This is a genomic window from Alteromonas sp. 4NH20-0056 (assembly GCF_057539655.1).
The window spans coordinates 106,068-117,322 of the sequence record NZ_BAAJLS010000003.1 but is presented as its reverse complement, the minus strand read 5'-3'; the positions used below and the strand labels follow the sequence as shown (position 1 = coordinate 117,322).

Genomic DNA, 11,255 nt, shown 5'->3' with positions numbered 1-11,255 from the left:
AGCTTCCTTAGAATACGTCTTTACGACCTTTTTCTGCTTCAACCAGTAGCGTGCGCGCACGATCTAGTTTTTCTTGCATAGCGTCTACTACACTGCGCACCGCGTCTACCCCTTTATCTTGGGCGATCGCTTGAGGTAGCGTTACGTTAAAGTCTTTTTCTAACGCCTCAACCAGTTCAGCATCAAGTGCAATAAGTGCACCCTCTACCCCTTCAAAACGCTGAAGGTAGGTATCATGAACTAACGTGGTGGCAACCTCATGAAGTTGTTCAGCGTATTTTGCCACTACTCGGTCAATACGTTTTTTAATATCACTAATTACTTCTGGCGGCGTAGTAGGCTCTACATCGGTGGTTTGAACCGCTTTCACTAGACCCTGCTTTTGATATTGCGACGCAAGTTTAACTGCGCCCAAAGCTTGCCACAAGGCTTGATTCAATTTCGCTTGTTCAGCGCGTACATCAGCTATCGGCTTGCCATTATCAATGGCCATTTTCACGCCATAAATCCCCTGCCAAATTGACGCATAAATAGGTACATACTGTGTTTCGATAGCAGAATGGAAATCAACTTCTTCCCAATACTCAATTAGCGCATCTGTTTTTACGCTGTTGTCTTTCGTTTCATACGCACTAACAACGCCACCAAACTTCTCTTCTAGCCACTGAACTTCTTCTGTGTATTCTCCAATGTGCGCTTGCAAGTTATTAACGTGCTCGCTGATAACGCCGTTAGCAAATGCAGGTGTAGAGGCGATAGAAAAAGAAAACGCTGATACAAAAGCCAGTGCACTCAATTTTTTGAGAGATGATGTCATAGTTATTCCTAGTACGTTGTTTATCACGCAAATGATACTTATTATCATTAGTAGAGTAAAGGTAACTCAACGTAGATACATGTAATACTTTCGCAGCACATGCGCTTTTATTTTCAATATCTTAGCGTGATTAAGAGTCACAAAAAAGCTGAAGCTTTTGAATTAAAAGGCATTTATATACCGCATAGGCATAAATTTATTACCGTTTAACGAAAAGCATCATTATTTACGTGTAAAACCACGTAAGGTTTTGTTGCGAGGATAAAAAAAGGCCTGAATACTGAAGTTCAGGCCCTTTAAATACGATTAGAAAATTATGCAGTGTCGAATTACAGCGCTTTAAGCATGCTTTCTGCGTCACTGACTTCAAAACGGCCTGGGTCTTCTATATTGATGATTTTCACTTCACCGTCTTCAATAAGCATTGAATAGCGCAATGAACGAATACCACCAAAGTTACCGGTATTCATATCTAATCCCACCTGACGTGTGAAATAGCCATTACCATCTGCAACCATAAGAATCTCATCGGCGTTATGTGTTTTGCCCCAGGCATCCATGACAAACGCATCGTTTACCGATAAACAAATAATGCTGTCCACGCCTTTTGCTTTGAATTTATCAGCAAGCGCAACGTAACCAGGAAGGTGTACTTCTGAACACGTGGGGGTAAATGCCCCAGGAACGGCGAACATCACTACGCGTTTGTCTGTGAATAATTCGTTTGTACCTGGGTTGGTGACTTCACCATTAACTAATAAACCGAAATCAACTTCCGGTAAAACGCTACCAACTTGTAACATGATGCTCTCCTAGAATGACTAACGTAAATATACGTCAAATCTGTGTTTTTTACTCTCAATAGCCATTGATGGCTTTTGGCCTGCCAGTGCCTCTGCACTGTTTGGCCGCTTAACCACTACGCGCGACGTGGCCAGTTCGCGAGCAGGTGACAATAACGCATCTGCATCGGGATCATGCCCAAGCAATTGCTGAAACAGCCGCATTTCTTTTTTAACCAGCGCCGATTTTTTCTTGTGCGGGAACATAGGGTCTAAATAAATAGCGTCTACATTCTCTTCTTTCCAGTATTGCATTACCTCAGCACTATTTCCATGATGGAGTGACATTCGCTGTGCAAGTTCAGGAAAGCTTAATGATAAACGCCGTATTCCATCTTCAAGCAGTGCGGCAACAACCGGCGAGCGCTCAATCATGCTCACTTTACATCCCACACTTACTAACACAAAGGCATCTCGTCCAAGGCCGGGGGTAGCATCAATTACATGCCAACTGTCGTTGCCTTTCAACCCAATGGCTTTCACGATGGGTTCTTTTCGTCCACCGCCATGCTGTTTACGGTACAAGCTAGCGGGTGAAGCAAAATCTACCGTCACCGGCAGTGTTTTTTTCTCACCTGCATCGCGCAGCCCCAGTACACCATCATCTATTTCCAGATAAAAGCCCGTTTCGGGCCTATGTGTACCCTTTGTATAAGTAAACCCCCAAGTTTCGCTTACTGTTACAGCAAGGGTTGTATCTTGCAAATAGTGATTACTTTCTGGATGGGTAACAACAACGAGTGGGAGTGAATTATGCATTACCATATTGCTCCTTATGTCCTATCCATCTATTAATAATGGCTTGCGCGTGAGAAGGATAGTCAGCCCAAAGGGTATACGCAATTTCTTGTACTTTAGGAATAAGTGCAGCATCGCGCACCAAATCCGCAATTTTTAGTTCAGCCATACCGGTTTGGCGTGTACCCATAAACTCGCCCGGACCACGAATTTCTAAATCGCGCTGTGCAATATAAAACCCATCGTTACTCTCTCTTAAAACCCGTAAACGTTGTGTTGCCGTTTTAGAGAGTGGGCTTTGGTACATAAGTACGCATTGGCTTTCTACTGCTCCACGCCCTACCCTACCGCGCAACTGGTGAAGTTGAGCAAGCCCTAAGCGTTCAGGATTTTCAATAATCATAATGCTAGCATTAGGTACATCTACGCCAACTTCAATTACCGTCGTTGCCACTAACAAATCTAACTGGCCGTCTTTAAAATCGGCCATCACTTGTGCTTTTTCAGCCGGTTTTAATCGTCCGTGCACTAAGCCAACTTGCAAATCAGGCAACGCGGTTCGCAACGTCACCGCAGCATCTTCGGCGGCTTGGCATTCGAGTACTTCAGATTCATCAATTAGGGTACATACCCAGTACGCCTGCCGACCATTGTCTTTACACGCCTGTCGCACGCGCTCTATCACGTCAGCGCGACGCGTATCAGGAAGAACCACGGTTTGTACTGGCGTTCTACCCGGAGGCAGTTCATCAATGACCGAGGTATCTAAATCAGCGTATGCCGTCATTGCCAGCGTTCGCGGTATAGGGGTGGCTGTCATAATTAGTTGATGAGGGTATCGCCCTTGCTGCTCGCCTTTATCGCGAAGCGCAAGACGTTGATGTACGCCAAAGCGGTGTTGCTCGTCAACAATAACCAGTGCCAGTTGCTGATAATTAACCGCTTCTTGGAAAATAGCGTGCGTCCCCACTAGCATCTGAATATCGCCGTTTTCTAAACGCGATAGTACTTCAGTGCGTGTTTTGCCTTTAAGTTTGCCGGCAAGCCAACCCACTTCAATGCCAAGAGGTTCAAGCCAGCCGCGAAAATTATTCGCATGTTGTTCGGCAAGCAGTTCTGTCGGCGCCATCAGCGCAACTTGGTAGCCTGCACCTATTGCAGATAAGGCCGCTAATGCCGCCACTAATGTTTTACCCGACCCCACATCGCCCTGCACTAAGCGCATCATGGGCCTCGCATGCCGCATATCTTTTTGAATATCGTATACCACGCGCTGCTGTGCGCCGGTTGGCGAAAAAGGAAGTTGCGCTAGCATTTTGTCAATAAGCGGTTGGTTGACGTCTATCGCAATGCCGGGTTGTGCATCGGACAGTTTACGAACCTTTAAAACGCTTAAATGGTGCGACAACAACTCTTCTAGAATTAAACGATATTGGGCAGGATGAAGCCCTTCTTCAAACTCGTTAACGTCAACGTCTGGCGGAGGTCTGTGCACCGTATGCAAGGCTTCATTAAGACTTATTTGGCTGTCGTACATCCCATCTGGAAGCAGGTCGGCCAGTACGCCCTTATCAAGAAGGGCAAGGGCTTGTTCTGTCAGGTTTCGCAACGTAAGTTGCTTCACACCTTCGGTAGTAGGGTAGACAGGGGTGAGCGATTCTTCAGTAGGCGGAGCATCTTCATCTACCAGCTTGAACTCAGGGTGCATCATTTCAATGCCCCACTTGCCGGTTCTTACCTCGCCAAAGCACCTAATGGTGTTGCCCGGTGTCATCATCGTGCGTTGAAGCGCGCCAAAGTGGAAAAAGCGCAGCGTAATGGTACCGGTACCATCGCTAAGCTTTACCACCAGCATGCGCTTTTTGCCGTATTGAATATCGGCACTCATTACTTCGCCTTGCACGCTAATGTGAGTAAACGGGCGGCATTCTTCTACTGCATAAATGCGCGTTCTGTCTTCGTAGCGATGGGGTAAATGAAAAAGAATGTCTTGTAGTGTAAATAAGCCAATTTTATTGAGCTTTTCGGCCACTTTAGCGCCTACCCCTTTAAGAGCAGTGATTGGCGTGGTGGCTAAGGTTTGCATTGACCCGACATCCTTACATCAAACCTATGATTTCGATGAAGTTATAGTAATGAGACTAAAACGAAGTGTAATGGATTACAGCGAGCTTGGCGAGTCGCTTGAAGGCCAGTTTTAGCCTTGGTAAAGCGCCGTAGTTAGCCTTGCGCTTTACCAGCGTAACTTCTTTTATGCGTTTTCGAATGCCAGCGCTTCGGCTTGCGTAATTTGCATGTCCTTCCACCACTGTTCATCGGCAACAATTTCACCCGTTTCGCTTAAAGGAGGAAGCGGAAGTTGCTTACGCTGACACAGCTTAAAAAGGCGTGGGTAGCTGTTTTCAAATGCCATCGCCTGACATTCCTCGTCAGTCAAATGAGGGTGGTTATACATGCCAGCAATAGTACGTTGGCGCTGCGCTTCATACAGTATTAACGCGGCGGCAACCGACACATTTAGGCTTTGCACCATACCCATCATTGGAATAACGATATCTTGATCTGCCATAGCCACGGCTTCATCAGTAGCACCAAATTTTTCCTGCCCAAATAATACTGCAGTGGGCTTGGTATAATCCACGTCTCTAAAATCGACTGCGTTAGTAGACAAGCGCGTAACCAATACTTGCATACCCTGCGCTTTCAGCGTGCTCATTGCATCGCCGATATTGTCGTGGTTGGTCTGGCGTACCCATTGTTCCGCACCCATCGCGGTGCCGCGACGAAACTGATATTTATTTTCCCATACCGTATGAACGCGGTGAATACCCACCGCGTCACAGGTTCTTACCACCGCAGACACATTGTGCGGCTTGTGCACGTTTTCTAAACATACCGTTAAATCGGTTTGTCTTTTGGCCAGCACATCTTTGATTCGCTGGTAACGGTCCGGCTTCATACTTACTCCGGCAGTTCCATTACGCCATCAATTTCAATTTGTGCGCCCTTAGGCAAGGCAGATACCTGAACTGCGGCACGCGCCGGGTAAGGTGTAGTAAAGTAACGGCTCATTATTTCATTTACCGTTGCAAAGTGACCTAAATCTGTAAGGAAAATATTCACTTTAACTAAATCGCTCGTGCTTCCGCCGGCCGCTTCACATACTGCTTTAACGTTTTCAAAAACCTGCACCGCTTGCGCTTCAAACTCTTCTGACACCATTTCCATAGTTGAAGGAACCAACGGGATTTGGCCAGAAAGGTATACCGTTGTACCGGCTTTAGCCGCTTGGCTATAAGTACCAATAGCAGCAGGTGCCTTATCGGTCTGAATAATAGACTTAGACATAATACATCCTAATAATAGTAAATTTAGTGTCGAGATTGACTGTGACGAGATACTCTCTGCACTTCTGGCATAGTACGAATTTTCTTCATTACTCGCGCCAAGTGCACACGGTTATGCGTGGTCAATTCAAGGTCTATGAAATAAACATTACTTTCTTTCTCTTCAGTTTGAAGACCAATAATGTTTGAGTCACATCCTGATATTGTATTGGTTAGTGTAGCCAAGGTACCCTGATGGTTAATGAGCTCAATGCGTAACGACGCTTTAAACTCTCCCTGCGGGTTATCGTCCCAGCGCATAGGTAGCACACGCTGAGGTTCTTCTTTAGTTAGTTTGCGAATGTTGTTACAGCCCGCTTGGTGAATTGTCATACCTCGCCCTGGGCTGAGTACTGCAACAATTTCATCATCAGGAATAGGGTGACAACACCGCGAATAATTTACCAAAAGGCCTTCGGTGCCACGAATGGCAACGTTACCTTTTTTATCTGAAATGTCAGTGCTTTCACCTAACAATCTTCGAGCAACAATGGCGCTAAGTTCGTTACCTAAGCCAATATCGACCAGTAGTGCATCAAAACTATCATGTTTTGTTTCGGCAACAACACGGGTGATATCCTCTTGCGCAATATCGTCTAGCTTCACTGCACCCAGTGCATGGCGTAATAACCGGTTACCCATGTTCACCGCCTCTTGTGAATGCTGGGTACGTAAATACTGGCGAATGCGTGTTCGCGCTCGCGCACTGACAACAAAGTTAAGCCAATTGGCATTAGGCTTCGCCTTCGGCGATGTAATAATTTCTATGGTTTGCCCGTTTTCAAGCGGCTTACTTAAACTGAAGTTTCTACGCTCAACACGTACCCCTACGCAGGTATTACCTACATCAGAATGCACTGCATACGCAAAGTCGACAGCCGTCGCCCCGGTAGGCAATTCGATAATGCGGCCATCTGGTGTAAATACGTAAATTTCATCAGGGAACAAGTCAGTTTTAACCGACTCAATAAACTCAAAAGACGAACTGGCCGACTGCTGAAGTTCAAGTAAGCTTTGCATCCACTTTCGTGCGCGCAATTGTGCAGTTGTGTCATTATCGCCCGGCTCTTTGTAAAGCCAGTGTGCTGCCACCCCTTTGTCGGCCATTTGATCCATTTCTTGGGTACGAATTTGAATTTCAACGGGAATACCGTGAGGACCAATAAGCGAGGTATGTAACGACTGATAGCCATTAGTACGTGGAATAGCGATATAATCTTTGAAGCGATTTTCGATTGGCTTATAAAGCCCATGCATAGCACCTAATGCGCGATAGCAATGGTCGACCGAATCGACCACTATGCGAAACGCATAAATATCCATAACTTCGTTAAACATCAACTCTTTATTGCGCATTTTGCGATAAATAGAGTACAAGTGCTTTTCTCTGCCTAATACATTGGCGTCGATTTTGTGAGCACCTAAACGCGTGTTCAACTCTTCACGTATATTCTCGATAATCTCTTTTCTATTGCCACGCGCTTGGCGAACTGCTGATTTTAGCGCTCGGTGACGCATGGGGTACATGGCTTGAAAACCTAAATCTTCCAGCTCATTTTTAATGTCATGGATACCCAATCGGTGGGCAATAGGCGCATATATTTCTAATGTTTCAAGCGCTATTCGACGGCGCTTATCTGGGCGCAATGAACCCAGTGTACGCATGTTATGTGTGCGATCGGCAAGCTTAATGAGGATAACGCGAATGTCTTGCACCATCGCCATCATCATTTTTCTAAAGTTTTCAGCTTGGGCTTCTTGCTTACTGCTAAACGCGATTTTATCGAGTTTACTAACCCCTTCAACCAACTCAGCAACCGTATCGCCAAATGCTTCAGCTAAGTCGTCTTGGCTGTAATGGGTGTCTTCAATCACATCATGAAGCAACGCAGCCATCAACGTTTCATGGTCTAAATGCATGTCAGCAAGAATACTTGCAACCGCAACTGGATGGGTAATGTAAGGGTCGCCACTAGAGCGCATTTGACCGTCGTGCGCTTCTTGCGCAAGTACAAAAGCATCCTGAACCAGCTGCACTACGTTAGCCGGTAAATATTCAACAATTTTTTGTTTTAGACCTTCAAACAAATACACAGTATCAGGGCGCCTTTAATTAACGTTACACCAGTAAGAATACGTACAAATTAACACGATGCCAATAGGCTAAAAGCAAAGCGCCAGTGCTTTTTTCAAAGCACTGGCGCTATATTGTCTGCAAATGGCCCTAAATAGGGTATTTACTGATCAGATAAGATGTTCGCAACAGAAGCAAATTCTGCGTGCTCTTGTTCTTGACGATCGTGGATATCAGCTTGTTCAAGTGTTGAAGCTGTTACTAGCCCTTCTTCAATTTCACGAAGTGCTGTTACTGTTGGCTTATCGTTTTGAACGTCAACCATAGGGTCTTTACCTCCAGTAGCGATCTGACGTGCGCGACGTGCAGCTACTAGGACTAGGTCAAAGCGGTTACCAATTTTATCTACGGCATCTTCTACAGTTACGCGAGCCATGTATTTCTCCGAAAATTAGGTTGAGCAAGTAATTCAAAAAACGGCCGCGTAGTATACACGCTAGCGGCTTGCGATCCTAGTCGTTTGTTTGAATTTACAACAATAGCGATCATAGTATCGCCTAATATAAATAATAGTACACGGTATATTACATAAATGAAGTAATTTACCCGTGCAGCTAGGCTGTACCCAACAAGCTATCAAGCAACGCCTGATGGCGCATCTGTTGCTTACTGGTAAGCAAACGCTGACTCATCACAATACACTCTAAGTCGGTCAGCGCTGTTGCAAAGTCATCGTTCACAATAACGTGATCAAACTCATTAAAATGTGACATTTCATCAACAGCTTGTTTCATGCGACCAGCAATGACTTCTTCACTGTCTTGGCCCCGATTATTTAATCGCTGTTCTAACACGTCTATTGATGGGGGAAGTATAAATACGCCACATGTTTCTGGCATCAGCTTTTTAACTTGGCGAGCACCTTGCCAATCAATATCCAAAAATACATCAATGCCACGATAGAGCGTCTGCTCTATGGTCACGCGCGAGGTACCATAATAGTTACCAAACACTTCTGCCCATTCAAAAAACACGCCTTGTTCAATAAGGCTCTCAAATTGTTCGCGACTTACGAAGTGATAATGCTCGCCATCAACTTCACCAGGGCGAGGGGCACGCGTAGTGTGCGATACCGACACCTGCATAGATGCAGCAGTATTATTGGCGTGCTTTTCCATCAACGCTTTAATGAGGCTGGATTTTCCTGCACCTGATGGTGCTGCCAATATAAATAGGTTACCGAGTAATGAAGCCATGAGTGTATTTAATAATATTTAATGGGTGGTGATTTGAGGTAGCAATGTTAGCATAATTACTCGCGTGCGGTAACAGTCAAGAAAGTCAGCAAAGTATGATTTCCTAACCTTTTAGATTATTACAGCGCCAACGTGATAAAAATAATAATTGAGCGACACGTGGTTAGCTCAAAAAATAGCAAAAAACTCTATGTTGAAGGAATACAACACCATGTCTGAACCACTTTTACCGTACGTAGAAAGTAGTCCTACGACAGCACCTGACGCCTGTGTTATATGGCTTCACGGTCTTGGCGATTCAGGTCACGGCTTTGCCCCTATCGTACCTGAGCTAAAACTACCCACCTCGATGTCTGTTAAATTTATTTTTCCGCACGCACCTGAACGCCCGGTTACGATTAATGGCGGAATGAAAATGCGGGCTTGGTATGACATCAAGTCATTAGATTTTGAAAGTCGAGCTGATTTAGACGGCGTATTAACCTCGGCGGCACAAGTTGAAGCGCTGATTAATGCACAAATTGAAAGTGGTATACCTGCTAGTCGTATTGTACTCGCTGGTTTTTCTCAAGGCGGGGTTATCGCGCTTCATTTAGCTCCCCGTTTCTCTCAAAAATTAGCTGGCGTCATGGCACTCTCTACTTACATGTGTGAGCCATCGTCACTTGCTGGTCAAGCAACCGACATCAATAGAGATACGCCTTATTTTTGCGCTCATGGCGACCAAGACGAAGTAGTGCCGGTATTTATGGGTAGTGCCGCTTATAAAACCCTGAAGGAAAACGGGTTTAACGCAACATGGACAAGCTACACCATGCAGCACAATGTATGTATGCAAGAGCTAAATGACATCTCTGCGTGGTTGCAGCGCATCTTGGCGTAGCACTAACTTCTATATGGTATAGCACGACGTTTTACGTGCTATACCACCTTATTCCTACCACTATTTTTCGCTTGATATAAGTTGTCGTCAGCTTGTTTTAACGCAGCATTGATATTACTGTCGATAAGCGCATTCGCTACACCAAAGCTGGCGGTAATCGATAATTCAATATCTTTCTTTTTAAATGGCGTATCGGCCAGCTTTTCTCTTATTTTCTCGGCTAATTTTAGCGCTTGGCTTAACGTTGCCTTCGGAAACAATATTAAAAACTCTTCTCCGCCCGTTCTTGCAACAATATCGGTGGTGCGCACGTAGCTTTTCATTACTTGCGCACAATGCACTAATACATCGTCACCAATATCATGACCATAGGTATCATTCACTTTTTTAAAGTGGTCAAGGTCAACCACCACCGTGCTTAACGGAAAGTAGTCAGCGGGGTTTTGCATTGCCCGTTCAAAATATACAGCTTCTAAAAAGCGGCGATTGGGTAGCTTGGTCAGCGGATCAGTATTGGCTTGACGCATTTTTTCAAGTGTATCTTTAAGCATTTCTTTACGGCTTTGATTCCAAAAGAACTCGCCGATAAAAGCAATAACAATAAAGCACAACATAGAGATAAGAAAACGGGATACATCAGCATCGTCATAGTATGCAGGAATTTCTGATTGGTTTAGCAACATTACCAGCCCAAAAGCGATGCTTATCGATACATACAATAGTGCCGGTTTGAAACCTACGATAATAATTTGTGCAAATATAAGCGGATAAATAAAATAGAGACCCGTGTTGTTATACCCACCAGTATAAAATAGTGCCGTTACCATACACAGCACCACAATACCCGCTATGTGATAAACAATCTCGCTATCTTGGTAAAAGTAAGAGAAAGTCACGTTAATAAATATGAAAAGGGCAGACAGAGACAGTGACGCCACAAGCAGCGTATCGCCACTGTTAATATTTAGCCATGCCATGGCAGCCATAATTGCGCCGCCGACATACGAGATGAAATACAAGGTCATGCGCCGACGTTTTATTTCAGCCTGGTTGTGATGCACCTTTTTTAAGATTTGCCCTATTGATGCGTTATCCATCTACCGTCCCTTCCTTCAGCAAACTTCAGTATGTAGAGCATATTGAATTTCACACAGATCATTCCAACCTATGAAAACCATGCGTAATACCAAAGATTTAAGTACAATAAGCCTACAATGAAACATAAGCGAATGTATATATCGCCCAAGTAATCGACAATA

The 11,255-nt window shown here is 44.8% G+C and carries 11 protein-coding genes; 1 reads left to right on the top strand and 10 read right to left on the bottom strand.

Annotated features, from left to right (window positions below; all coding sequences use genetic code 11):
- Positions 1–7: 7 nt before the first annotated feature.
- From AC27EZ_RS06690 to gmk, 9 genes are all read right to left on the bottom strand, one after another.
- Positions 8–817, bottom strand: coding sequence for a hypothetical protein (locus AC27EZ_RS06690; RefSeq protein ID WP_487134596.1), 810 nt, complete (start codon positions 815–817; stop codon positions 8–10).
- Positions 818–1,146: 329 nt separating this feature from the next.
- The gene (locus AC27EZ_RS06685) at positions 1,147–1,620 is read right to left on the bottom strand and encodes a redoxin family protein (protein ID WP_487134595.1); all 474 of its coding nucleotides are present in this window, start codon (positions 1,618–1,620) and stop codon (positions 1,147–1,149) included.
- An 18-nt stretch (positions 1,621–1,638) separates the two neighbouring features.
- A complete protein-coding gene (locus tag AC27EZ_RS06680) occupies positions 1,639–2,418 on the bottom strand; it encodes a class I SAM-dependent methyltransferase (RefSeq protein ID WP_487134594.1) in 780 nt (259 codons plus the stop codon).
- Positions 2,411–4,483: an ATP-dependent DNA helicase RecG gene (gene recG / locus AC27EZ_RS06675; protein WP_487134593.1), complete on the bottom strand. Its 2,073-nt coding sequence runs from the start codon at positions 4,481–4,483 to the stop codon at positions 2,411–2,413. Before recG ends, AC27EZ_RS06680 begins: the two co-directional genes overlap by 8 nt.
- A 165-nt stretch (positions 4,484–4,648) precedes the next feature.
- Entirely contained in the window at positions 4,649–5,356 is a 708-nt protein-coding gene (gene trmH, locus AC27EZ_RS06670; RefSeq protein WP_487134592.1) for a tRNA (guanosine(18)-2'-O)-methyltransferase TrmH, read from the bottom strand.
- A gap of 2 nt (positions 5,357–5,358) precedes the next feature.
- On the bottom strand, positions 5,359–5,745 hold the full coding sequence (locus AC27EZ_RS06665) for a RidA family protein (protein WP_487134591.1): 387 nt from the start codon (positions 5,743–5,745) through the stop codon (positions 5,359–5,361).
- Positions 5,746–5,768: 23 nt separating this feature from the next.
- Entirely contained in the window at positions 5,769–7,877 is a 2,109-nt protein-coding gene (gene spoT / locus AC27EZ_RS06660; protein WP_487134590.1) for a bifunctional GTP diphosphokinase/guanosine-3',5'-bis pyrophosphate 3'-pyrophosphohydrolase, read from the bottom strand.
- A 143-nt stretch (positions 7,878–8,020) separates the two neighbouring features.
- Positions 8,021–8,293: a DNA-directed RNA polymerase subunit omega gene (gene rpoZ / locus AC27EZ_RS06655; protein ID WP_421133155.1), complete on the bottom strand. Its 273-nt coding sequence runs from the start codon at positions 8,291–8,293 to the stop codon at positions 8,021–8,023.
- Positions 8,294–8,471: 178 nt separating this feature from the next.
- Complete coding sequence (gene gmk, locus AC27EZ_RS06650) at positions 8,472–9,113, bottom strand: guanylate kinase (RefSeq protein ID WP_487134589.1); 642 nt, start codon at positions 9,111–9,113, stop codon at positions 8,472–8,474.
- Between the two features lie 211 nt (positions 9,114–9,324).
- Between gmk and AC27EZ_RS06645 the strand changes: the two genes are divergently transcribed.
- Positions 9,325–9,996, top strand: coding sequence for an alpha/beta hydrolase (locus AC27EZ_RS06645; RefSeq protein WP_487134588.1), 672 nt, complete (start codon positions 9,325–9,327; stop codon positions 9,994–9,996).
- Between the two features lie 38 nt (positions 9,997–10,034).
- Here AC27EZ_RS06645 and AC27EZ_RS06640 read toward each other — a convergent pair whose 3' ends face one another.
- Positions 10,035–11,093 (bottom strand): GGDEF domain-containing protein, encoded by a 1,059-nt coding sequence (locus tag AC27EZ_RS06640; RefSeq protein ID WP_487134587.1) that lies wholly within the window; start codon positions 11,091–11,093, stop codon positions 10,035–10,037.
- Positions 11,094–11,255 lie beyond the last annotated feature (162 nt).

Coding starts and splice junctions, on each gene's coding strand:
- AC27EZ_RS06690 (WP_487134596.1), bottom strand. CDS start 817: ATGACATCATCTCTCAAAAAATTGAGTGCACTGGCTTTTGTATCAGCG.
- AC27EZ_RS06645 (WP_487134588.1), top strand. CDS start 9,325: ATGTCTGAACCACTTTTACCGTACGTAGAAAGTAGTCCTACGACAGCA.
- rpoZ (WP_421133155.1), bottom strand. CDS start 8,293: ATGGCTCGCGTAACTGTAGAAGATGCCGTAGATAAAATTGGTAACCGC.
- AC27EZ_RS06685 (WP_487134595.1), bottom strand. CDS start 1,620: ATGTTACAAGTTGGTAGCGTTTTACCGGAAGTTGATTTCGGTTTATTA.
- recG (WP_487134593.1), bottom strand. CDS start 4,483: ATGCAAACCTTAGCCACCACGCCAATCACTGCTCTTAAAGGGGTAGGC.
- gmk (WP_487134589.1), bottom strand. CDS start 9,113: ATGGCTTCATTACTCGGTAACCTATTTATATTGGCAGCACCATCAGGT.
- AC27EZ_RS06680 (WP_487134594.1), bottom strand. CDS start 2,418: ATGCATAATTCACTCCCACTCGTTGTTGTTACCCATCCAGAAAGTAAT.
- AC27EZ_RS06640 (WP_487134587.1), bottom strand. CDS start 11,093: ATGGATAACGCATCAATAGGGCAAATCTTAAAAAAGGTGCATCACAAC.
- AC27EZ_RS06665 (WP_487134591.1), bottom strand. CDS start 5,745: ATGTCTAAGTCTATTATTCAGACCGATAAGGCACCTGCTGCTATTGGT.
- trmH (WP_487134592.1), bottom strand. CDS start 5,356: ATGAAGCCGGACCGTTACCAGCGAATCAAAGATGTGCTGGCCAAAAGA.